Annotated in this window: 18 protein-coding genes and 1 pseudogene; 9 read left to right on the forward strand and 10 right to left on the reverse strand. The window is 60.4% G+C overall.

Annotation, left to right across the window (positions count from 1 at the left end):
* Positions 1 to 7: 7 nt before the first annotated feature.
* The 4 genes from JJD66_RS09875 to JJD66_RS09890 form a co-directional block, all read right to left on the reverse strand.
* On the reverse strand, positions 8 to 448 hold the full coding sequence (locus JJD66_RS09875; protein ID WP_034127063.1) for a CBS domain-containing protein: 441 nt from the start codon (positions 446 to 448) through the stop codon (positions 8 to 10).
* 129 nt (positions 449 to 577) lie between these two features.
* On the reverse strand, positions 578 to 2,527 hold the full coding sequence (locus JJD66_RS09880) for a DNA topoisomerase III (RefSeq protein WP_200648050.1): 1,950 nt from the start codon (positions 2,525 to 2,527) through the stop codon (positions 578 to 580).
* A 221-nt stretch (positions 2,528 to 2,748) separates the two neighbouring features.
* Positions 2,749 to 4,371, reverse strand: a complete 1,623-nt coding sequence (locus JJD66_RS09885; RefSeq protein WP_032892452.1) for an MFS transporter — start codon at positions 4,369 to 4,371, stop codon at positions 2,749 to 2,751.
* Positions 4,372 to 4,462: 91 nt separating this feature from the next.
* Positions 4,463 to 6,130 (reverse strand): GMC family oxidoreductase, encoded by a 1,668-nt coding sequence (locus JJD66_RS09890; protein WP_200648051.1) that lies wholly within the window; start codon positions 6,128 to 6,130, stop codon positions 4,463 to 4,465.
* A gap of 128 nt (positions 6,131 to 6,258) precedes the next feature.
* On the opposite strand from JJD66_RS09890, the gene JJD66_RS09895 reads away from it, so the two are divergent.
* Positions 6,259 to 7,152 (forward strand): LysR family transcriptional regulator, encoded by an 894-nt coding sequence (locus tag JJD66_RS09895; protein WP_034127066.1) that lies wholly within the window; start codon positions 6,259 to 6,261, stop codon positions 7,150 to 7,152.
* A 134-nt stretch (positions 7,153 to 7,286) separates the two neighbouring features.
* Here JJD66_RS09895 and JJD66_RS09900 read toward each other — a convergent pair whose 3' ends face one another.
* The 4 genes from JJD66_RS09900 to JJD66_RS09915 form a co-directional block, all read right to left on the reverse strand.
* Complete coding sequence (locus tag JJD66_RS09900; RefSeq protein WP_200648052.1) at positions 7,287 to 9,146, reverse strand: DUF3857 domain-containing transglutaminase family protein; 1,860 nt, start codon at positions 9,144 to 9,146, stop codon at positions 7,287 to 7,289.
* 147 nt (positions 9,147 to 9,293) lie between these two features.
* Positions 9,294 to 10,394, reverse strand: coding sequence for a DNA alkylation repair protein (locus tag JJD66_RS09905; protein WP_105226402.1), 1,101 nt, complete (start codon positions 10,392 to 10,394; stop codon positions 9,294 to 9,296).
* A gap of 19 nt (positions 10,395 to 10,413) precedes the next feature.
* Positions 10,414 to 11,760, reverse strand: coding sequence for a glutamine synthetase family protein (locus tag JJD66_RS09910; protein WP_200648053.1), 1,347 nt, complete (start codon positions 11,758 to 11,760; stop codon positions 10,414 to 10,416).
* 11 nt (positions 11,761 to 11,771) lie between these two features.
* Positions 11,772 to 12,329, reverse strand: coding sequence for a helix-turn-helix domain-containing protein (locus JJD66_RS09915; protein ID WP_034127262.1), 558 nt, complete (start codon positions 12,327 to 12,329; stop codon positions 11,772 to 11,774).
* Between the two features lie 256 nt (positions 12,330 to 12,585).
* Here JJD66_RS09915 and JJD66_RS09920 point away from each other — a divergent pair, with 256 nt between their 5' ends.
* From JJD66_RS09920 to JJD66_RS09930, 3 genes are all read left to right on the forward strand, one after another.
* Positions 12,586 to 13,077: an REP-associated tyrosine transposase gene (locus JJD66_RS09920; RefSeq protein WP_234452194.1), complete on the forward strand. Its 492-nt coding sequence runs from the start codon at positions 12,586 to 12,588 to the stop codon at positions 13,075 to 13,077.
* Positions 13,078 to 13,295: 218 nt separating this feature from the next.
* Positions 13,296 to 13,604 carry an RcnB family protein gene (locus JJD66_RS09925; RefSeq protein WP_056787665.1) on the forward strand — a complete coding sequence of 103 codons (309 nt, stop codon included), beginning with the start codon at positions 13,296 to 13,298 and terminating at the stop codon, positions 13,602 to 13,604.
* 88 nt (positions 13,605 to 13,692) lie between these two features.
* Positions 13,693 to 14,886, forward strand: coding sequence for an MFS transporter (locus tag JJD66_RS09930; RefSeq protein ID WP_200648054.1), 1,194 nt, complete (start codon positions 13,693 to 13,695; stop codon positions 14,884 to 14,886).
* Here the strand turns inward: JJD66_RS09930 and JJD66_RS09935 are convergent.
* Both JJD66_RS09935 and JJD66_RS09940 read right to left on the reverse strand, forming a co-directional pair.
* The gene (locus JJD66_RS09935; protein ID WP_003190355.1) at positions 14,849 to 15,121 is read right to left on the reverse strand and encodes a DUF1652 domain-containing protein; all 273 of its coding nucleotides are present in this window, start codon (positions 15,119 to 15,121) and stop codon (positions 14,849 to 14,851) included. The genes JJD66_RS09930 and JJD66_RS09935 overlap by 38 nt on opposite strands.
* Positions 15,122 to 15,223: 102 nt before the next feature.
* Positions 15,224 to 16,720: a PAS domain S-box protein gene (locus tag JJD66_RS09940; RefSeq protein ID WP_014717983.1), complete on the reverse strand. Its 1,497-nt coding sequence runs from the start codon at positions 16,718 to 16,720 to the stop codon at positions 15,224 to 15,226.
* 203 nt (positions 16,721 to 16,923) lie between these two features.
* Here JJD66_RS09940 and JJD66_RS09945 point away from each other — a divergent pair, with 203 nt between their 5' ends.
* The 5 genes and pseudogenes from JJD66_RS09945 (at position 16,924) to mgtA (ending at position 23,161) form a co-directional block, all read left to right on the forward strand.
* Positions 16,924 to 17,892, forward strand: a complete 969-nt coding sequence (locus JJD66_RS09945) for a hypothetical protein (RefSeq protein WP_200648055.1) — start codon at positions 16,924 to 16,926, stop codon at positions 17,890 to 17,892.
* A 78-nt stretch (positions 17,893 to 17,970) separates the two neighbouring features.
* Positions 17,971 to 18,591: a transglycosylase SLT domain-containing protein gene (locus tag JJD66_RS09950; RefSeq protein ID WP_034127075.1), complete on the forward strand. Its 621-nt coding sequence runs from the start codon at positions 17,971 to 17,973 to the stop codon at positions 18,589 to 18,591.
* 259 nt (positions 18,592 to 18,850) lie between these two features.
* The gene (locus tag JJD66_RS09955) at positions 18,851 to 19,195 is read left to right on the forward strand and encodes an FKBP-type peptidyl-prolyl cis-trans isomerase (RefSeq protein ID WP_034127076.1); all 345 of its coding nucleotides are present in this window, start codon (positions 18,851 to 18,853) and stop codon (positions 19,193 to 19,195) included.
* A gap of 11 nt (positions 19,196 to 19,206) precedes the next feature.
* Positions 19,207 to 19,806: a GNAT family N-acetyltransferase gene (locus JJD66_RS09960; RefSeq protein ID WP_198715196.1), complete on the forward strand. Its 600-nt coding sequence runs from the start codon at positions 19,207 to 19,209 to the stop codon at positions 19,804 to 19,806.
* A 650-nt stretch (positions 19,807 to 20,456) separates the two neighbouring features.
* Positions 20,457 to 23,161 (forward strand): annotated as a pseudogene (gene mgtA / locus JJD66_RS09965) (magnesium-translocating P-type ATPase).
* The last annotated feature ends 61 nt before the right edge of the window (positions 23,162 to 23,222 follow it).

Here is a 23,222-nt window from a genome sequence, read left to right on the forward strand (position 1 = left end):
GTTCCCCCTATTCGCCGCGGATGTACTGTTCCAGCTGCTGGATCAAGGCCGCTTGTTCGGCAATTGCTTCCTTGACCAGGTCACCGATAGACAGCAGGCCCAGCAGTTTGCCGTCTTCGACCACCGGCAGGTGGCGCAGGTGACTGTCGGTCATGATGTTCATGCATTCCTCGACACTCTTGTGAGTATCCACAGTGATCACCGGCGAGCTCATCACCTCATGGACCTTGGTGGTAACTGACGAGAGGCCCTTGAGCATGATTTTACGTGCGTAATCCCGTTCACTGATGATGCCGACCACCACGTCATCCCTGACCACTGGCAAGGCACCGACGTTTTTCTCGGACATCCGCACCAGCGCTTCAAACACGGTGTGGTCCCATTTGATCGTGTGGACGTCCTGGTTTTTCTGGTCCTTGGCTTTCAGCAGTTGTGCAACGGTCTTCATGGCGGCCACTCCGGTGTTGTTGTTGGTAGTCCAGATCCCCTACAGAATCCTAGACCGAACCCGCCGGAGCAAGGGCCAATGCGGCGTTAAACCTGTCGAAAAACGTCATGTGCCAGTTTTTTTCGGTATTTATCCCGCATTTGCCGGTTTTTTTCCGCGCTTGGGGCTGGTGCCAGCTTTACGTGGGGCGGCCTTGCGCTTCTTTTTCCACGGCGTTGCACCTCGGCCAGCCGGGCTGGCGGGGCCAGTGATAGTCATGCGCATGCCGTTACAGCGTGCCACCTGCTTGCTCATCCACGCCGCTTGCTTGGCGACGAATTCCTCCAGGCTCATTTCGCCGCTTTGCACCATGTCCAGCGCCTGTTCCCAGATGGCGGTGGTGCCGGGGTCGGCGATGGCCCGGGGTACCGCGTCGATCAGGCTGAACGCGGCCGGGGTTGCCGACAGGGCCTTGCCGTTTTTCACCAGATAACCGCGATCCAGCAAGCCCTGGATGATCCCGGCGCGTGTGGCCTCGGTGCCGATGCCCGTGGTGTCCTTGAGTTTTTGCTTGAGCAATGGGTCCTCCACCAGCTTGGCGACGTTTTTCATGGCCTTGATCAGGTCGCCTTCGGTAAAGGGCTTGGGCGGCTGGGTCCACAGGTCCTTGAGGTTGACCTTGGCCACGGCGTAGTCGAGGCCCTGCACCAGCGTCGGCAAAGCTTGGGGCGCAGGCGCTTCGCGACCTTTGGCGGGTGCCAGCGCTTCGGGCAAGGCGCGTTTCCAGCCCGCTTCAATAATGACTTTGCCCACCGCGCGCAACGCCTGGCCGGCACAGTCGAAATCGGCCTGGGTGCGGTCGTATTCATGGTTGGGCAGGAACTGCGCCAGGTAGCGCGCACGAATCAGCGTATAGACCGCACGGTGCTTGCCGGTCAGTTGGCTGACCTCCTTGCCGGCTCCGGTGGGGATGATGCCGTGGTGGGCGCTGACTTTCGCGTCGTTCCAGGCCCGCGAACGGCGCCGAGGGTCGATGTGCGACATCAGCTCGTTGACCGCCGTGTCCGCACGGCCCAGCGCCGCAAGGATCTTCGGCGCTTCACTGTGCTGGCTCAATGGCAGGTAGCCGCAATCGCTGCGCGGGTAGGTGATGGCCTTGTGGGTTTCGTACAGGGATTGGGCGATATCCAGGGTTTCCTGGGCACCCAGGCCGAGCTTTTTCGAACAGATCTCCTGCAAGGTGCCGAGGTCGAAGGGCAGGGGCGCCACTTCGCGCATGCGCTCGGTACGCAGCTTCACCAGCCGCGCCGTGGCGGCGTTGAGCATGGCGTCGGCGGTGTCCCGCGCCAGTTGCGGGTTGAGGCAACGGCCCTGGTCGTCACAGGCATCTTCAGGGGCGCGCCATTGGGCGGTGAAGGTGATGTGATCGTGGCGCAGGTCGACATCAATGGCCCAGTAGGCCACCGGCACGAAGTCGGCAATGCTGCGATCACGGTCCACCACCAGGCGCAGGGTCGGGGTTTGCACCCGGCCTACCGGGAGTACGCCCTGGTAACCGGATTGGCGCCCCAGCAGGGTAAACAGGCGGCTCATGTTCATGCCGATCAGCCAGTCGGCGCGCGAGCGCCCCAGGGCCGAGTGATACAGGCTGAAGGTTTCTGCACCGGGTTTGAGCGCCGCCAGGGCCTTGCGAATGGAGGCGTCGTCGAGGGCCGACAGCCACAGCCGCTGGATCGGCCCGCGGTAGCGGCAGTGTTCCACCAGTTCACGGGCGATCATCTCGCCTTCACGGTCGGCGTCGGTGGCGATCACCAGTTCCTGGGCTTCCCCCAGCAAGCGCTTGACGGCCTTGTATTGGCTGGCGGTCTTGGGCTTGACCAGCATTTTCCATTTATCCGGGACGATCGGCAGGTCGGCCAGCACCCAGCGTTTGTATTTGGCGTCGTAGGCGTCGGGCGGGGCGGTTTCCAGCAGGTGGCCGATACACCAGGTGACCGTGACTCCATTCCCCAGCCAGCACCCATCGCCGCGGCGGCTGGCGCCGAGCACGGCCGCGATATCCTTGGCCTGGGAGGGTTTTTCACAGAGGTACAGCCGCATGGTCATCACATCAGATCGGGTTGATGCCTTGCAGGATGCTTATTTGAAGGGGTTTGAGCAATCATTATCTGTATGGATGTACAGCAATTTGTGTGGGTGCCATACGCCGCTGTAGGAGCGAGCTTGCTCGCGAAGGTCGTTAACGATGACGCGGGGCGCCTGGTGCCCCGCGTTGCTCTCAGATTCTTCGCGAGCAAGCTCGCTCCTACAGGGCAGAGGTATCAGTTGTTTTCGATATCCACATGCCGGGTTTCCTTGAGGCAGAACAACCCGACGATCAGGCTCACGCCCGTCACCACCACCGGGTACCACAACCCATAGAAGATATCGCCGGTGTACACCACCAAGGCAAACGACACCGTCGGCAGGAACCCGCCAAACCAACCGTTACCGATGTGGTAGGGCAGGGACATCGAGGTATAGCGGATGCGCGTCGGAAACAGCTCCACCATCAGCGCCGCCAAGGGCCCGTAGCACATGGCGGCGATGAAGATCAGCACCACGATCAGCACCACCACCATCAGCTTGTTGACCTGGGCCACATCCGCCGATGACGGGTAACCGGCCAGGGCCACGGCGCCACGCAGGGCCGCTTCATCAAAGCCGTCGATACGCACATCGCCGACGCTCACTTGCACCGGGCTGCCCGCAGGGGCGGCGGCGCTGCTGTAGGGCAGGCCTTGTTTGACCAGGAAGGTCTTGACCTTGTCGCAGGGGCTGTCAAAACGAGCCTTGCCTACTGGGTCGAACTGGAAGGTGCAGGTGGCCGGGTCGGCCAGTACGGTGATCGGCGCCTGTTGGCTGGCCTGGTCCATTGCGGGGTTGGTGTAGTGCGCCAGGCCCTTGAAGATCGGGAAGTACAGCGCGGTCGCCAACAGCAGGCCGAGCATCAGCACCGGCTTGCGCCCGACCTTGTCCGACAGCCAGCCAAACAGGATAAAGAATGGCGCGCCGATCACCACGCTGATGATCAACAGCATATTGGCCAGGGCCGGGTCCATGCGCAGAAACTGGGTGAGGAAGAACAGCACATAAAACTGCGCCGCGTAGAAGGTCACCGCCTGCCCGCCGTTGATGCTGAATAGGGCGATCAGCACCACCTTGAGGTTTTCCCATTTGCCGAAGGACTCGCGAATCGGCGCCTTGCAGGCCTTGCCTTCCTCTTTCATCTTCAAGAAGGCGGGCGACTCGTGCAGGCTCATGCGGATCCAGGTCGAGATGCCCAGCAGCACGATGGAAAACAGGAACGGAATGCGCCAGCCCCACACTTCGAACTGATCGCCGGTGAAGTAACGGCAGGCCAGCACTACCAGCAGCGACAGCAGCAGGCCGAGGGTGGCGGTGGATTGAATCCAGCTGGTGTGCAGGCCGCGCTTGCCCGGTGGCGCATGCTCGGCCACGTAGGTGGCGGCGCCACCGTACTCACCGCCCAGCGCCAGGCCCTGCAGCATGCGCAGCACAATGAGGATGATCGGCGCAGCAATGCCGATGCTGGCGTAGGTCGGCAGCAACCCGACGCAGAAGGTTGCCACGCCCATCAGGATGATGGTCACGAGGAAGGTATATTTGCGCCCGATCATATCGCCCAGGCGGCCGAACACCAGCGCACCGAATGGCCGCACTACAAAGCCTGCGGCAAAGGCCATCAAGGCAAAGATAAACGCCGTGGTGTCGTTGACCCCGGCAAAGAACTGCTTGCTGATCACCGCCGCCAGGGCGCCGTAGAGGAAAAAGTCATACCACTCGAACACCGTCCCCAAAGAGGAGGCGAAGATGACCTTTCTTGATTCGTTGGCGGTACTTGCACTGGCCGCCGAGCCCAGGGGTTGAGCATGCTCTGACATCGGGTGTCCCTCACAGTGATTATTTATTGTTGTTCCACTGTCGGCGCTGACCTCGGCGCCGGTGTTTTTCAACTTCATATAGCGTTAATGGTTACGCGGGGTGCCCTGTGGTGCGCGGTGCTGGTGGGTTTTTCGCGAGCAAGCTCGCTCCTACAGTGTTGGGTGACAGGATCAGCTGCGCGGCCTTCTCCGCGATCATCAGCGTGGGTGAGCAGGTATTGCCGGAGGTGATGCGCGGCATGATCGACGCATCGGCAATGCGCAGGCCGGGAATGCCGTGTACGCGCAGCTGGCTGTCGACCACGGCGTCTTTGTCATCGCCCATGCGGCAGGTGCCCACCGGATGGAAAATCGTGGTGCCGATCCGTGCGGCGGCCTCGTGCAGTTGTTCTTCAGTTTGCAGGGCTTCGCCGGGCAGGTATTCCACCGGTTTGAACTGGCTCAGGGCCGGAGCGGCGACGATGCGCCGGGTCAGGCGAATAGCGTCGGCGGCCACGCGCAAGTCCTCGGGGTGGCTGAGGTAATTAGGCTGTATCAGCGGCGCATCCGCCGGGTTGGTCGAACGGATATCCACCCGGCCGCGACTTTGCGGGCGCAGGTCGCAGACCGACGCGGTAAATGCCGGGAAGCCGTGCAACGGTTCGCCAAAGCGTTCCAGGGACAGTGGCTGCACATGGTATTGCAGGTTGGCGGAGGTCTGCTCCGGGCCGGAGCGGGCAAACGCGCCAAGCTGGCTGGGCGCCATCGACAGCGGGCCGCTGCGGTCGTACAGGTAGCGCAGGCCCATGCCCATCTTGCCCCACAAGGTACCGGCGATCTGGTTCAGGGTGCGGGCATTTTCCAGTTTGTAGATCAGGCGCAGTTGCAGGTGATCTTGCAGGTTGCCGCCAACGCCTGGCAGCTCGTGCACCACGTTGATACCCAGCGGCTTGAGCACATGGGAAGGGCCGATCCCTGAGCGTTGAAGAATCCCCGGCGACCCCACGGAGCCGGCGCACAGCACAATCTCCTTGCGCGCCTTCCAGTTCATCGACTGGCCGTGTTGACGCCCCAGTACTTGGGCAGCGCGACCGTTATCCAGTAGCACACGCTCAACCTCTACCTCAGTCAGCACGGTGAGGTTGGGGCGCTGGCGGATGGGCTTGAGGAACGCCTTGGCCGCATTCCAGCGCACACCGGCTTTCTGGTTGACCTGGAAGTAACCGCAGCCCTCGTTATCGCCCTGGTTGAAGTCATTGATATTGGCGATGCCGCTTTGAGCCGCCGCCTCACGAAACGCATCGAGGATCGGCCACGACAGGCGCTGTTGCTCGACGCGCCACTCACCGCCCTCGCTGTGGAATTCAGAGCCGCCGGCAAAATGGTTTTCGCTCTGTTTGAACAGCGGCAGCACGTCTTTCCAGGCCCAGCCCGCGTTGCCCGCCGCCGCCCAGCCATCGTAGTCCTGGGCCTGGCCGCGCATGTAGATCATGCCGTTGATGGACGAGCAGCCGCCCAGCACTTTGCCCCTTGGGTAACTCAAGGCGCGCCCCTGCAGGCCGGCTTGGGGTTGGGTCTTGAAGCACCAATCGGTGCGTGGGTTGCCGATGCAGAACAGGTAGCCGACGGGGATATGGATCCAGGGGTAGTTGTCGCGGCCACCGGCTTCCAGCAGCAGGACACGGTGAGCCGGGTTGGCGGACAGACGATTGGCCAGCAGGCATCCGGCAGGGCCGGCGCCGACGACGATGTAATCGTATTCAGCAGTTGCATTGGGCATCTGGGGTCTCGCTTGTTTTTCTTATTGGGCCCATCCTAGTTGTTAGTTTTCGTCTTAAAAATGTTAGTTTTTACCCACCCGCTGTGCGTTTTTAAACAACGCCGGCTGGCCCAGGCTCTGGAGGCGATATGTTCGACTGGAATGACCTGCGGTTTTTTCTCGAGTTGCAGCGCAGTGGCCGCCTGCTCACCGCCGCCCAACGCCTGAAAACCACGCATGCCACCGTGGCGCGGCACATCGACGCCATCGAGAAAAGCCTCGGCACGGCGCTGTTCGTACAGCACGCCCAGGGCTATGAACTGACGCCTGCCGGCGAAGCATTGCTCAAACATGCCGAGGCTATGGAAAATGTGGCACTGCTGGCCGAAGACGAGCTCACCCACTCTGCGGCCCCCCTGGGCAAGATTCGCCTTGGCGTAGCCGAAGGGCTGGGGGTTATGTTTCTGGCCGCACGCATGGGCGGGTTGTTTGAACGCTATCCAGGATTGGAGGTGGAGCTGGTCGCGGTGCCGCGTTTCGTCAGCATCCTCAATCGCGAAGCGGAGATCAGCATTCACTTGGAACGCCCCAGCGCCGATCAACTGGTGACGCGCAAACTCACCGATTATCGTCTGGCGCTGTACGCCAGCCGTGCCTACCTGGCGCGTAACCCGCCCATCGAAAAACGTGAAGACCTCTCTGCCCATGCCTGGATCGATTATGTCGATGACCTGCTGTTCAGCCAGGAATTGAAGTTCCTCAACAGCTTCTGCCGTAGCCCCCGGGTGGTGTTCCACAGCACCAGCGTGATCGCCCAGCACCAGGCGGCGCGTTCGGGGTTGGGCATTGCGGTGTTGCCATGTTTCATGGCGGCTGGGGATGGAGAGTTGGTGCCGTTGCTGCCGGCGGAGGGTATCCAGCGCAGCTATTGGATCAGTTCGCGCCGGGAGCTGCACAAGTCGGTGCGGTTGCGGGTGTTGTGGGATTATGTGGTGGAGCTGTGCGCAAGGGAGCAGGGCTTGTTGCTCGGCGAATCCCGCTGACACACACACGGATTAAAATGTGGGGGCTGGCTTGCCTGTGATGGCGGTGTGTCAGTCACCGATGGGCAAGCTGACCGGCCGTCATCGCAGGCAAGCCAGCTCCCACATTTGGATCGGGGTGGGTCAGGGGCAGCTTAGAGTTTCACCACCTGATGCACCTGCTCGGCACAGGCCCGGGCCTCTTCAATCATCTTTCCGAACGCATCGCTGGTGACTTCGGCATGGGTCAGCCAGCGCTTTTTCTGGCTCAGACGATAGTGATAGCGCAGCGAGCCGTCCTCCAGTTTTCCGTCCAGGTCGAGGTCGTACCAGGGCGAGCGCACCTTGCAGCCGGGGATGGCTTTTTCCATCTTCCCGCCTGCCAGGGTGTAGGTGTAGTCATAGGTTTCAGGATTGCCCAGGTAAAGGTCAGCCTTTTGCCCCTGGCGGCGATAGTTGATGTAGCCCTCCCAGCGGTCTTTCAAGGACGGGTCGGTGTAGACATAGTCATTGGCCAGTTTTTCCAGGGCGCGCTGATCGTTCATGCGAGCGGTGACGCTGTAGCCGTCATGCACCACAAAGCGGGTGGGTTCGCGGGTGATCTGGCAGTCGCTGATATCGTTGCCGAAGTTGGCGCAGATGTTCTGGTCGGTGGCGGTGGTGCCTTGCTGGCGGTCTGCGACGCTCAGTTGCATCAGCGGCAGGCGGCTGAAGGTAATAGTCGCCTTGACCGCGCCATCTCCCTCTTTGCCGTACTGCACCTGTTTGTCCAGGCGTATCGAGACTTCGGGGCGCTCCAGTGGGATGTGTTCTTCACGCACCTGGCCCTGGGCGTCGTTGACCAATACCCAGCGGTCTTGAATATCGGGCATGGTCTGGCCTGGGGCAAAGACCGGGTTGGTCGGGTCAAGCCACCACACCTGGCCATTCACTTCGGCACGCACGATGGCGTGGTTCGGCGCCTGGGTGCCAGGAATCAGCAGGGCATCGACCACGTCGCCACGGCTGACCCACGCGGTCTCAGCCTTGATGCCACTGGCCTTGAGCATGGCCGTCAACAGCGTCGCCAGGTCCTTGCAGTCGCCATAGCCGTGCTGCTCGATTTCCGCCAGGCTGAACGGCACATAGCCGCGCTCGGTCGCCCGCCAGTCACCCAGGTAGCGGTAATGATCATTGATGTGCTGCATCATTGCCGCGACTTGCTCAGCTGGCGCCAGGCTGCGTGCGGCGGCCACGGCGGCGGCGGCTTGCGCCGGCAGGGTGGCGCCGAGGATCTGGTTGTAACGCTGGGCGAAATCACCGAAGTACGCCTGGCGGTCCACGGCGCTCCCCACTTCCAGGCGTGGGACGCGCAGCAGGGTGGCAGCGGAGGATTCATTGATGTAGTTGAGGTAGGTCGGGGCTTTTTGCACCACGTCCAGGGTCTTGCCGTTGCTCGAAGGCGTTACCTTGAAACCGTCGAACAATTCGCTGCGCCACTGCATCGGCCGTTCGGCGGTAAAGCGCGCCTTGAAGCGATCGCGGCGGGCTGAGCTGGGCCCGAATTTGAGCACATAGTGGAACTGGGTCATCAGCGGTTTGGCCGGGTAATGCTGGCGTACCGTGTAGCGGATCTGCGTGCCCACGCGCAGGTTGGGGAAGGCCAGGGAGGTTTGTTTGTCGCGGCTGAAGCCTTGGTCCGGGTTGGGTGCGCTGCGGGTATCGATTTGCGTGGCGGCCAGGGCGACCGGCTTGGCGCCAGGCTGAGTGGACTGTGCACTGACCACTTCAAAGGTGTCGGCTTCGGAGTAGTCGAAGTCGATGCGCGAAAGCATTTCGCGGCCGTTGGCCTTGAGGATCGTGTAGCGGTAAGTGGTGGTGCAGTCGGTGCTGGCGTCGCGGTTGAAGTGGCAGTGCAGCTCGGTGTCACTGGCCAGCGGGGCTTCGGCTATGGGTTGCAGGGCTGCGCTGACGGAATGGGAAACCAGCCCCAGGCTGATGGCAATCAAAGGGCGGTGAAACGAAAAACGGTACATGGGCGCCTCGGGTGACACATTGAAACAGCTACCCGGCGGGTAGCGAGAAGGCGCCGGATGATAATGGATCTCAACGGCAAAGGCCAGGATTGTTCGACAATTTATCGGGCTGAAAGGCCCGTGCTAGAGCCTTTTGCTTGATTTGTGTCAAGGTTTCAGCAGTTCGAACTCTGCACTGGCCAGGCGTTCACCGTTGATCAAAACATGTATCCGATGCGTGCCGGGGTAGTGCTTGCGCGTGGTCAATTCGCGGATGTGCTGCTCGCGGTTGATGGTCTGCCGTTCGCCGGCGCCCAAGGTAAAAGCCTTGAGCTTGAACACTTTGGATGCGCTGTGGCCAGCGCTTTTTACGTAGTCGATGGCGTAGTCCACCACCAGTTTTTGCGCGTGGATGGCGGTGGATTCCAGCTGGAATGACAGATTGATCCGCTCGCCCAATCGGATCACGGCGGGGGTGACGCTCAGTCCACGGATCGTCACCTCAGCCTTGGCTCCGGCCCCCATGATCGTCAGCGCGCGGGTGTTCCCTTGCTTGATCAAGCTGCGCAACGCATGGCGAGCGATCCAGGCGGTGTGGGCGTTGGCCAGGTTCCAGCCTTCGAGCACGTTGAGCACCCAGTCGGGGTGGTCCTTGGTGATGTCATTGAGGTGGTTGGCCACCGACTTGCGCACATAGAGGCTGCTGTCGGCCCTGAGGTTATCCAGGATCGACGCACATAACTCGGGGTTGGCCTGCACGTTGGCGAGGCGAAACGACCAAGGCAGGCGAGGGCGTGAGCCTTCACTGGCCAGGCGGCGTACGTGTTCGTTGCCATCCAGCGACCATTGCTGCATCACTGCCAAGGTGCGCTCGAAATCGTGCAGTAAGAAGTGGCGAATGGCGAACTCGGCCGAACCAAAGGTGGTGAAAAACTTCAGCGCGGCCATTGAACGTTTGAAATCACCCAGGCCATAACTCGCCACGTAATGCGCCAGGAACAGGCTGACAAAGCCGCTGTTGATGCGCGGTGCCAGAGCGTAAAGCAGCTTGAGGGTTTGCGCATAATCCAGCGGGATCACCGCGTGCAGGCTCTCGCTGACCCGGGCCATGCGTTGCATCACCGATAAATCGGCCAGCCCGACGCAAGCGTGCTGGAGAAAACCCTTGGCGTCGAACGCCGGGTACACCACAGTCATTTCGGTGGCGATGTGTTGCAGGCGTTCGATGTTGAAGATTTCCTTGAGGGCCGGGGCGGCTTGGTCGCTCATCTGCATTTCCATGGTTGGGTCAGAGAAACCAGCGATATTCTCGCGCATGGATCTCTTGTTGAAAGGCCAGGTGATCCTGGCGTTTGTTCTCGCAATACACCTCGACAAATTCCGCGCCCAGCTTGTCGCGCAGTATTGGTTGCTGCTGCATGGCACGCACGGCGTCGAGCATTTCCACCGGGAAATCGGTGCCGCTGTTGCGGTCTTCGTTCAATGGCGCGATGGGTTCGCGCTTGGCCTCAAGCCCGTGCTCCAGGCCCACCAGGATTGCCGCCAGCACCAGGTAAGGGTTGGCATCGGCGCTGGCCAGGCGGTGCTCGATCCGCAGGTTGCGCGGGTCGGACTCGGGGATGCGCACACAGGCATCGCGGTCTTCAAAGCCCCAGCTCGCCCGCGTCGCAGCGTTGACCGTGCCGCCCAGGCGGCGGAAGGCGTTGTGGTTGGGCGAGAAGATCGGCATGCAGTGGGGCAGCAATTCCAGGCAACCGGCTACGGCGTGGCGCAGTGGCTGCTGCTGATGGGCCGCTAGCAAGTTATTGCCCGCTGCATCGTAAAGGCTGACATGCACGTGCATGCCGCTGCCGGGAAATTGCAGGTAGGGTTTGGCCATGAAGCTGGCGCGGTAACCATGGTTGAGCGCGACGCCACGGGTGCTGCGGCAGAACAGGGCGGCCCAGTCGGCGGCGCGCAGGCCGTCATCGCAATGGCCGAAGTTGATCTCGAACTGGCCGGGGCCGATCTCGGCGGTGATCACCGTGATGTCGATGCCTTGGTCCTTGGCGGTTTGCGCCATGTCGTCGAGCACGTCGCTGAAACGCGACAGCCGTTCGATATGCAGGTTGGGCTGGTCGTCGGCATCCCCACAGAGCGGGTCGCGGGCAAATTGTGGCAGGCCGTTTTCCAGCTGTTTATCGAACAGGTAGAACTCCAGCTCAAACGCCACCACGGGATGAATGCCCTGATGCTGCAAGCGTTCCAGGACCTTGGCCAGGACTTCGCGGGGTTCGAATTCGATGGGCGCTTCGGTGCCGTCCGAGGTGATGAGCATTTGTCCCAATGGCTGCGACTCCCAGTTCACCGGTTTGAGCGTGCCGGGCACCAATCGGCGATTGGCGTCCGGGTCGCCGTCGTTGAAGCAGTAGTCGCCAATCTTGAACAACCCCCCCTGGACCCCCAGCAATACCGCATTCTGCGGCAGCTTCAGCGGGCTGCCAGCGGCGACTTTTTCAAGCATCTCCATGGGGTAGCGCTTGCCGTAGAAATGCCCGGGAATATCCAGGGCGATCAGGTCGACATAGTGCACGTCGGGGTGGTTCTGGCGAAAGCTCCGTACTTCGGCCAGCAACGTGGAGGAATGGCTTTTCACGGGTGCAGCTCCTAGTTGTAAACCCACAAGACGCGGGCGGGCAGGTCGGTCAGGTTGGCGTAGCGGCAGTGGGCGAAACTGGCGAGGTGGAAACTGTCGCCTTCGTAGAGGGTGACCGCATCGGGCTCACCCTCAACCCACAGCGTCAGCTCGCCCTCCAGCACAAAACCGGCCTGCTCGGCGCGGTCGCTCATGCTTTGCTCACCGCTGTTGGCACCGGGGGCCAACAGACTATCGAGCATCGAGAACGCGCCGTGCATGCTCGGCGACATCAGGATGTCGGTGATGCCATTGGCGTAATACACCGTGCGCCGCTCGTTGGGGCGTGTGACCCAATCCACCGCCTTGGGTTTGGGCAGGCTGTAGAAATAGGTGGTGGGCACATCGAGGGCGTGACTGATGGCGGTTAAATCGGCCACGGTCGGGCGCGACAGGCCACGTTCGACCTGGGACAGAAACCCCACCGACCGTTCGATTTTTTGCGCAAGTTGGGCCAGGGTGAGCTTCTTGTGCTTGCGCAGGTCGTGGATCAGCGCCGCGAGGGTGGCGAGTTCTTCTTGAGGGGTCATGAAATTTAATTCGAATAATTTCATGAAAAATTACACGATTATTTTCACGCTCGCAAACCCTTGTGGCGAGGGAGCTTGCTCCCGCTGGGCAGCGAAGCGGCCCCAACCCATTCACCGCAAGCGTTCAGTGGATGCGCGGTGTGGCTTTTTGGGGCTGCTGCGCAGCCCAGCGGGAGCAAGCTCCCTCGCCACAAAGGATTGGGAAATATGGGGAAACTGTATTGGGCAGGGACATCTCAGGTGCCTGCTAGGTTGAATGGACCATTCAACCATTCAGGGGAGCAAAGGATTGCTTCACAAGCCCAACTCTCATTTGTTGCGACGTGGCCGTTATTCAGAACCTGGTCGAGCTTATTTGGTGACTGCCGTGGTTTATCAACGTCGCCCGGTATTTGCCGATATTTACCTGGGGCGGCTATTGGTTGCCGAGCTCAAACGAGCCCATGACCTTGAGCTGGTCAACTCTTTGGCTTGGGTCATTATGCCGGATCATCTTCACTGGTTATTTGAATTGCGAGGCGCGACGCTGCCTGAAGTGATGAAACGAGTGAAGTCGCGAAGCACACTGACCATCAACCGAGCCCGTCGCACACAGGGTGCTTTCTGGCAGAACGGTTATCACGATCGTGCGGTGCGAGTGGAGGACGACCTTATCAAGACTGCTCGCTATATCATCGCCAACCCACTTCGAGCCGGACTGGTCGAGCATGTTGGCGCCTACTCGCTCTGGGACGCCGCCTGGCTATAACGGTGTACCCCCCCTGTGGCGAGGGAGCTTGCTCCCGCTGGGCCGCGAAGCGGCCCCAAAAAGCCCGACCGCGTACCCACTGAAAACATGCGGTGAATGGGTTGGGGCCACTGCGCAGCCCAGCGGGAGCAATCTCTGGCCGCAGGGAAATACGGCTGAATGATTACGCGCCGCCGCGGTCGGAACCTGGGTACGCACCATTAATTGAAGGAGCACCCATGAAGTCGAAAACCTTAGCCGCTTGCCTGCTGGTCGCTGCCAGCTTTTCCACCGTCAGTGCTGTAGTGCAGGCTGGCGATACCCCTCAGGAAACCGTGCAACCTTCAAACATCAACGCTCGTGATTTGAAAGAAGGCGACCGCGCTCCGGATATCCTGATGCGCAAGGAGTCGGCCATCAGCGATTGGAAAAAGCGCGGCCTCAAGCAGCCCGAAGAAGAAAGCCAGTGGGCGCGCGTAGGCGACAAGTACGTCCTGCTCAAGACCACCAACGGCACCATCCTCGAGATTACGCCAGTCAAGAAATAATCCCGCCGGGGCACCTGCTCGTTTCATGTTTCTTGCGTTAAGGTAACCGACCGCAATGGTCGCGTTACCTTTACAAAAAGAGAGCAGGATGCTTGCCACCATCAGAAACTACCCCCGAACCGTGAACCTGTTGCTGTGCGCCACGTTGTTGCTGACGTTGGCCAAGGCCATCACCTTTCCTTATCTCGTGATCTACCTCACCAGCCATTTCGCCTTGGACATTACCCAGGTCGGCCTGGTAATCGGCAGTTCGCTGATCGTCGGTTCGCTACTCAGTGTCTACGGCGGTTTCCTGGTCGACCGCATCAATAGTTATCGCCTGTTGCTCGGCTTGAGCCTGGTGTTTGTGCTGGGGTTTATCGGCACGGTGCTGGCGCAAAATATCTGGTCGTTCTATGGCTGCCTGATCCTGATCAACCTGGCCTACGCCGTCATTGACGTTGCGGTGAAAGCCGGCTTCGCCAGCCTGCTGCCCGAAGACGTGCGCAGCGAAGTGTTTTCCATCAAGTACACGCTTACCAATATTGGCTATGCCGTAGGGCCGTTCTTTGGCGCGATGGTGGCCAAGCTGGATATCAGCCTGCCGTTTATTCTGTCGGCGCTGTTGGGGCTGGGTTTTTTTCTGCTGTATGGGCGCTGGGGTGACCGTAACTTGGCCGCGGTGGACACCACGCAAAAGCCGGTGCCGTTCCTTGCCGTCGCCCGCGTTTTGCTGCAGGACCGTCGCCTGGTGTGTTTCACCCTCGGCGGTTTACTCAGCGCGGTGGTGTTCGGCCAGTTCACGGCCTACCTGTCGCAGTACCTGGTGACCACCACGACCGCCGAATACACCTACACGGTGATCAGCGCGGTGTTGACCACCAACGCCGTGCTAGTGATTGCCTTGCAGTACTTGATTGGCCGGCGCATCTCGCACCGTTACCTGAGCCAGTGGCTGATCGCTGGCTTGAGCATGTTCATGCTGGGGTTGATTGGCTTCGGGCTGTCCACCAGCGTGGTGGGCTGGGTGCTGGCGATGGCGGTGTTCACCGTCGGGGAGATCATCGTGTTTCCGGCCGAATACATGTTTATCGACCGAATTGCCCCGGACCACCTGCGGGGCATGTATTACGGGGCGCAAAACCTGTCCAACCTCGGTGCGGCGCTGGGGCCGGTGCTGTGTGGGCTGGTGTTGGCCAGCCTGCCGGCCCATTACATGTTCTACATGCTGGGGGCGTTTATCGTTGCCGGCGGGGTGTTTTATTTCATGGGAGCGGCGATAAAGGCAAATCATCCAGCGTGAGCTTGCCGACGTTGTTGCTTTGCAGCTCGTAGCGCAACTCATCCACCATTTTTGCCACTTCCTGCGGGGTCTGCAGGCGGTTGGTGCTGATGCCGGTAACCACCAGGTCGACACGGCCGGTCTCGGCGTCGTAGACCTTGAGGGTCAAGGACGCATCCCGGCACAGGGTGAATTCGCACGTCAGCGGTGACAGGCCTTCTTCGATGCAGTTGCGCAGTTGAGAGAGGGTAAACATGCGGGTTCCTTCAAGGCATAAATACGATCCCTTGAAGGTTATTGTTTGCACCCTCGCGCAATAAGGCGAATTCGCACTAGTCGAACTAGTGCATTTGCAAGGTCAGGGTTTGTTTTTCAGGCGCAAATCGCCGGCAAACAGCCCGCGTTCACGGGCCCAGACGATCGCTGCACTACGGCTGTGCACCCCCAGCTTGGAATACACCGTGGCCACATGGTTACGCACAGTGTTGGGCGCCAGTTTCAGGCGCGAGGCGATTTCTTTGTCCGCCAGGCCTTCGCAGATCAGGCCCAATACATCGCGCTCGCGGGCGGTGAGGTCGGTGAAGGAAACATTCGGCAGGTTGGGGCTGTTGACGCTCTTGGCGTTGGCCAGCTTCTCGATCAGGGTCTGGCTGAACCAGGACGCGTCCTGCATGACTTCCTCGATGGCCGCCACCAGTTCCAGCTCCGAGCGTTTGCGCTCGGTGATGTTCATCAGCACCATCAGGTAGCAGGGTACGTCCTGGATAATCACGGTGTCGGCGGACACCACGCAGTCGATCACCTCGTTGCCTTTCTTGCGCACCTTGAGGTCCTGGCCTTCAAGGTTGCCGGCTTTTTCCAGGGTGGCGAACAACTGCGCGCCGGCCTGGGGGCTGTCGATGAAGTTGATGTCTTCGATGGATTTGCCAATCAATTCCTCGCTGATGTAGCCGGTGATGCTCATGAAGGCTTCGTTGATGTCTACCACCTGGCGGTTGTCGGCACTGCATACCAGGGTCGGTACGGGCGTCAGGCGGAAGGATTTGGCGAAGCGTTCTTCGCTCTGGCGCAGGGCGATCTCGGCTTTGCGCCGTGGCTCCAGGTCGGTGAAGGAAAACAGCATGCAGTCTTCCTCGTTCATGTCCAACGGTTGGCCGGCGACAATCACCAGTTTGCTGCCACCTTCGGGCAGTCTCAGTTCGGCCTGCATCTGCGGGATGGTCGCGCCTTCGCCCAGGCGCTGGATCGCCAGGTCCTTGCGCTCGGCCTGTTCCAGCACATCCAGTTCATACACGGATTTGCCGATGACCTGGTCGCGGTTGTAGCCGGTCATCTCCAAAAAACCCTGGTTGACCTTGATGTAGCGCAGGTCGCTTAGACGACAGATCACCGCGGGCGCCGGGTTGGCGTTGAAGGTTTTCTCAAAGCGTTGCTCGGCGCTGGCCCATTCGGTGGCGTCGCTGAGGATCAGTACCAGCAACTCAGGTTCACCCTGGGCATCGGTCAGCACCAGGCTGCGCAGGCGATGTACCCAACTGCGGTGTTCGTCGTCGGCGGGTGTGACTTCCACCACCACATCGCTGAACTCTTCGCCGGCAGCCACGCGGCTGAGGGGGTAGCTGTCCAGTGGCAAGGGATGGTTGTTGCGATAGCGCAGGGCAAAGCGTTTGGCGTACGCCTCGGTATTGGCGCCCAGTTCCTTGACCTCGCTGACCCCGTGCATGGTCAACGCCGCTTCATTGGCCCAGAGAATGGTCTGGTCGACCTCGGCCAGAATCACACCGTCGGACAGTCCCGAGATGATGGTCTGCAGTTGGCGGCGGTTGGTTTCTTTGGCGAGAACATCCTGGGTCATAACGTCTCCGATTAGGGCAGGGCAAGGCACATTGGGTTACGACATCCTGGCTTCAGGATAGTGCAGAGTAATTGCCCACGGGGCAGTGCGAATGCACCAGGCCACCTGGTGCATATGGGCCAGGACTGAACGTATGTCGTTTCGCCACACTCACACCCATCAAGGCACATTGCCTTGCTCCTCAATTTGAAAAGGACCTTTGTATGACCACTGTCTATGAAACCAATCGATCGCTGTTTCGAGTGTCGTGGAGCTCGGTACTGGCCGGTAGCGCAATCGCACTGGTCACCTACCTGGTCTTGAGTGTGTTGGGCACCGCTATCGGCGCCAGTGCCGTTGACCCGATGGAAGCGGGCAACCCGTTGAGCGGTTTTGGCACGGGTGCGGGTATCTGGCTGTTTGTATCGACACTGGTCGCCATCGCGTTGGGTGCGTTCGTGGCCGGCCGCACCGCGCCGGATCGTGGCGGCCTGCATGGGGTGCTGACCTGGACCTTGACCACCTTGTTCACCACTTGGCTGTTGGCGGGCCTGGCTTCCAGCGTGGTCGGTACGGCCGGCAACGTGGTGGGTAAAGGTCTGTCTGCTGCGGGCAGTGGCATTGCTGCCGCCGCGCCAGGGATTAGCAATAGCATCAAGCAACAGTTGAACGAGCAGGGCATCGAGCTGGACTGGAACAGCCTGCAAGGCCAACTGGATACCTTGCTCAAGCAGAGCGGCAAGGCTGAACTGGACCCTGCCAATGTCGAGCAGAAAGCCGATCAGGCAGCTGCCGATGGCAAGCAGTCGGCTACCGATGCAGCGACCAATCCTGCCCAGGCCGGTGATGAGCTCAAGCAATGGTTCGAACGTGTGAAAGCGTCCGGTGAGCCAGCATTGAATGCAGCGGATAAAGAGGCGCTGGTCAACATCGTCGCGGCCCGCACTGGCAAGAGCAAAGAAGAAGCCACGCAGATCGTCGACAACTATGCCCAGGCTTATCAGCAAGCCATGCAAAAGGTTGATGAGCTGAAAAAACAGGCTGAACAGAAAGCCCGTGAAGCCGGTGAAGTCGCTGCCAAGCAACTGTCCCGCGCGGCCTGGAGCACCTTGGCCATGCTGCTGTTGGGTGCGGCGTTGAGCTTCTTTATTGGTCGTATCGCGCTGACTACCCGTCGCGTGCCGTTGGCTTAAAGATGTCTGCGGCAAGGACGCCGCCGGTGTGAAGGGGTAAAATGCTGGCATTTTACCCTTATCCCACAAAGGTGACCCTTGAGCGCAGGCAAAGCCGTCGGACTGTTATTACTCACTTCCCTGTTGGCGGCGTGCGGCACCTCGCCGCCACGCACGCCCAACGACCTCTGCGGTATCTTCCGCGAAAAAGACGACTGGTACGACGCCGCCAAGGTCACGCAAAAGCGCTGGGGCGTGCCGATCCAGGTGCCGTTCGCCATCATGTATCAGGAATCGGGCTTTCGCCACGACGCCAAGACTCCGCGTAAATACCTGCTGTGGATCATCCCTTGGGGCCGCGTCTCCACCGCTTCCGGCTATGCCCAGGCCAAGGATGAAGTATGGAACGACTACCGCAAAGCCACCGGCCGCAGCGGCGCTGATCGCGAAGACTTCGACGACGCCATCGACTTTATCGGCTGGTACATGGACAAGACCTACACCATCAACGGCGTCTACAAGTACGATGCCTACGGCCAGTACCTGAATTACCACGAAGGCTGGGGCGGCTACCGCCAGCGCACCTACGCCAGCAAAGCCTGGCTGCCGCCGGTAGCGAGCAAGGTACAGGCGCGTTCGCAGATGTATGCGCGCCAATATGCCGGGTGCAAGGATGAGTTGGGGCGCGGGTTCTGGAGCCGGTTCTGGCATTGGTTGTAAAGGGTCGACACGGCGACCTCTGAATGCATGCAGATTCAATGTGGGAGCTGGCTTGCCTGCGAAAGCGGTCGTGCAGTCACAGGTGCATTGACTGACACACCGCCTTCGCAGGCAAGCCAGCTCCCACATTGGATTGCGCTAACGCGGCTGTATGCATTCCAGCGAACGGTCCACCATCACGTTGGCCATTTCCCTGCACTTGCCAAACCCCTCCGATTCTGGGAAAACCCCAGCCTTTGGCCCCTTCAATGAGAACTCCATGAGCAACGACGAACTGCAGGTCACCGACATCCGCCTGGGCGACGGCAAAGCCGTGGTCAAGGGCGCGCTGATCACCACCCAATACACCGGCACCCTGGAAGATGGCACCGTGTTCGATTCCTCCTGGGAACGGGGCAAACCGTTTCAGTGCGTGATCGGCACTGGCCGCGTGATCAAGGGGTGGGACCAGGGCTTGATGGGCATGCAGGTTGGCGGTGTACGCTCGTTGTATGTACCGGCGCACCTGGCCTATGGCGAGCGCTCGATGGGCGCGCATATCAAACCCAACAGTAATCTGCGCTTCGAAATTGAACTGCTGGAAGTGCTGACACGGGATGATTGAAGAGGTTGAACATGGACGTTGATCCACAGGAGTTGCCTGGCAGTTTCCTCGAAGGCATTCGGGTGGTTGAGCTGCTTGGCTGCGATGAAGCTGAGCTGCAGCAGTTTTTTGAACAGGCGCCGGCTTACTTCATCGCGGTGAATGGCGAACCGGCTACCCCGACCGAAGCACGGGAAGAATTACGCGGCCAATTACCCGCCGGCTGGCATTGCAGCCGCCTGTACTGGCTGGGTTACCGAGATGCGCAGGGCCACCTGGTCGCCGTGGTGAATATCGCCGCGGATTTGCTCGCCATCGGGGTGTGGCACATCGGGTTGCTGCTGGTGCAGGCGCGCTGGCACGGCAGCGGGCTGGCGCAGCGCTTGCACGCGGACCTTGAGGCCTGGGCGGTGGCGAAGGGCGCCCAGTGGCTGCGGCTGACGGTAGTGATGGGCAATACCAGGGCCGAGCGTTTTTGGCCCAGACTTGGCTATGTACAGATGCGTACCCGCGAGGGCATCACGATGGGTCGGCAGGTGAATAAGGTGTCTATCCAGGTAAAGGGTGTTGCCAGCGCTAGCATTGAAGACTACGTGGCATTGGTTGAAAGGGATCGACCTGATACGCCATAGCCAGGGATGTACATCAATCCCATGTAGACGCTAATCGAGCTGACGCACCGCGATCCAAATGTGGGAGCTGGCTTGCCTGCGAAGACGGCCTGACAGTCAACACAGTTGGACCGTGTACATATCCATTCCTGCGGTAACGGCTACTCAGGGTTCCGCTTTTACAGCGGCTCACTTTTGAAAAGCCGGACTGCCGGCCCAGACAAAAGTAAGCAAAACGCTCTTTCCTGAACCCATCCTGAAGAATCTTCTTATTCACCAGGCTGCCACTTTCCTACGGTTTACTCCGCCAACATCGGGGCGTAAGCTTCGCGCGTTTTCATCAATAGCGGAGACCCTCAGTGGGTACTTGTTCGAGCGACAGTCGTCGGCCGGTTTCGGTAACCGGCCTCTACTTGGCAAGGTAACGCGCATTTTCTTGATGCCGTTGTCTCGCCTCATAAAGCGAGAAGCGGCATCTCGGCGGTGGCCAGTCCTGGCACCTGCCTGATTCCCTCTCATCGACGCTGACCAGCACCTGGGTAACGCCTGGATGCTACGGACGCGCCTGCCTGTTACGGCGGGCGGGCCAGGTTCGGCTGTGCCTGTGTGACGGGCGCGGTGTGGACGGGCAGTACCTGCACGACGGTTTTTCCTCGCGCAGGAGTTACACCATGAACCTCACTTTGCTCAAAGAGTTCTTCGCCGGTTTCCTGCGGACCCGGCATATCGCCCGGCATTTTCGCCGCCTGGCGATGCTGGAGACCGTGACCGATGCCAGCGTCAGCCGCGAAGTACCGCCCAGCCTGGCGCAGACACTGGTGGCTTCTGCCAACCGCAGCACTGTGCAATTGCTGGGCGTGCTGGGTAGCCACGCCGAGGGCCTGAGCACTCAGGAAGCCGACGCCCTGCGCGTGCAATACGGCCTCAATGAAGTCGAGCACGAACAGCCGCTGCCGTGGTGGGTGCACCTGTGGCATTGCTACAAGAATCCGTTCAACCTGCTGCTGACCCTGTTGGCGGTGATCTCTTGGCTGACCGAAGACATGAAGGCCGCCACGGTGATTTTCTCCATGGTGGTGCTCTCGACCCTGTTGCGCTTCTGGCAGGAGGCCAAGTCGAACAAGGCCGCCGACGCCTTGAAGGCCATGGTGAGCAATACCGCGACGGTGCTGCGCCGCGGTACTGCCAAGCGCATTGAACTGCCGATCAAGCAACTGGTGCCAGGCGATCTGATTGTATTGTCGGCCGGCGACATGATCCCCGCGGACTGCCGCGTGCTCAGCGCCAAGGACTTGTTCGTCAGCCAGGCGGCGATGACCGGTGAATCCATGCCGGTGGAAAAGTTCGCCCACCAGCAGGACGCCCACACGCGCAACCCGCTGGAGTTGGAGAATATTCTGTTCATGGGCACCAACGTCGTGTCCGGCGCCGCCACGGCGGTCATCCTGGCCACCGGCAACAGCACGTATTTTGGTGCCTTGGCGCAACGTGTCACGGCAACGGACCGTGCGACCACCTCGTTCCAGCAGGGGGTGAACAAGGTCAGTTGGTTGCTGATTCGCTTTATGTTTGTGATGGCGCCGCTGGTGCTGTTCATCAACGGCTTCACCAAGGGCGACTGGACCGAGGCGTTGCTGTTCGCGCTGTCGATTGCGGTAGGCTTGACCCCGGAAATGCTGCCCATGATCGTCACCTCGACCTTGGCCAAGGGCGCGGTGTTTCTGTCGCGCAAGAAGGTCATCGTCAAGCGCCTGGACGCGATCCAGAACTTCGGCGCCATGGACGTGCTGTGCACCGACAAGACCGGCACGCTCACCCAGGACAAGATTTTCCTGGCGCGCCATGTGGACGTGTGGGGCCAGGAGTCGGACGACGTGCTGGAAATGGCCTACCTCAACAGCTACTACCAGACCGGCCTGAAAAACCTGTTGGATGTGGCCGTGCTCGAGCATGTGGACATCCATCGTGAGCTGAAAGTCGGTACCGCGTTCCACAAGGTCGACGAGATCCCATTCGACTTCAACCGCCGCCGCATGTCGGTGGTGGTGGCCGAGGAGCACCAACCGCACCTGTTGATCTGCAAAGGGGCGGTGGAGGAAATTTTGTCGGTGTGCAATCGCGTGCGTCATGGTGACGTCGATGAGGCACTGACCGACGAACTGCTGGCGCGCATTCGCCAGGTGACCGCGGCCTTTAACGAAGAAGGGCTGCGGGTGGTGGCGGTAGCGGCGCAGCCGATGCCGGCAGGACGTGACACCTACACCCTGGCCGATGAAAACAACCTGACGCTGATCGGCTACGTGGCGTTTCTCGACCCGCCCAAGGAAAGCACCGCCCCCGCCCTCAAAGCGCTGAAGGCTCACGGCGTGGCGGTGAAAGTGTTGACCGGCGACAACGAACTCGTCACGGCGAAGATCTGCCGCGAAGTGGGCCTGGAGCAACAAGCTTGCTGATGGGCAACGACATCGAAGCGATGAGCGACGTCGAACTGGCCCTGGCCGTGGAAACCACCAATGTGTTTGCCAAGCTCACGCCCAGCCACAAGGAGCGCATCGTGCGTCTGCTCAAGGCCAACGGACATGTGGTCGGCTTTATGGGCGATGGCATCAACGACGCTCCGGCGTTGCGCACGGCGGATATCGGAATTTCGGTGGACAGTGCGGTGGACATCGCCAAGGAAGCGGCTGACATCATCCTGCTGGAGAAGAGCCTGATGATCCTGGAGGAGGGCGTGCTGGAAGGCCGGCGCACCTTCGCCAACATGCTCAAATACATCAAGATGACCGCCAGTTCGAACTTCGGCAACGTGTTCTCGGTATTGGTGGCCAGTGCCTTTATCCCGTTTTTGCCGATGCTGCCGATGCACCTGCTGGTGCAAAACCTGCTGTATGACATCTCGCAGATTGCGATTCCGTTCGACAACGTCGATGACGAGATGCTTGCCACGCCGCAACGCTGGCAGCCGGGGGAAGTGGGGCGCTTCATGTTGTTTTTCGGACCGATCAGTTCGATCTTCGACATCACCACGTTCGCACTCATGTGGTATGTGTTTGATGCCAACACCCCAGACCACCAAACGCTATTTCAATCCGGCTGGTTTGTGGTGGGGCTGCTGACCCAGACCCTGATCGTGCACATGATCCGCACGCCGAAAATCCCATTCCTGCAAAGCCGCGCAGCGCTGCCGTTGATGTTGATGACCGGTGTGATCATGGCCGTGGGGATATTCCTGCCGATGGGGCCTTTGGCGCACTACTTCAAATTGCAGGCGCTGCCGTCGCTGTACTTCGTGTTCCTGCCGGTGATTTTGCTGGCTTACATGGCGCTGACCCAAGCGGTGAAGGGCTACTACATTCGCAAGTTTGGCTGGCAGTAACAGGTTCCATGCAACATCGCCAATCCTGTGGGAGCCGGGTTTGCCCGCGATGACGGTGTAT

This window comes from Pseudomonas sp. MF6751, assembly GCF_016613265.1.
In the GTDB taxonomy this organism is placed as follows: Bacteria; Pseudomonadota; Gammaproteobacteria; order Pseudomonadales; family Pseudomonadaceae; genus Aquipseudomonas; species Aquipseudomonas fluorescens_BV.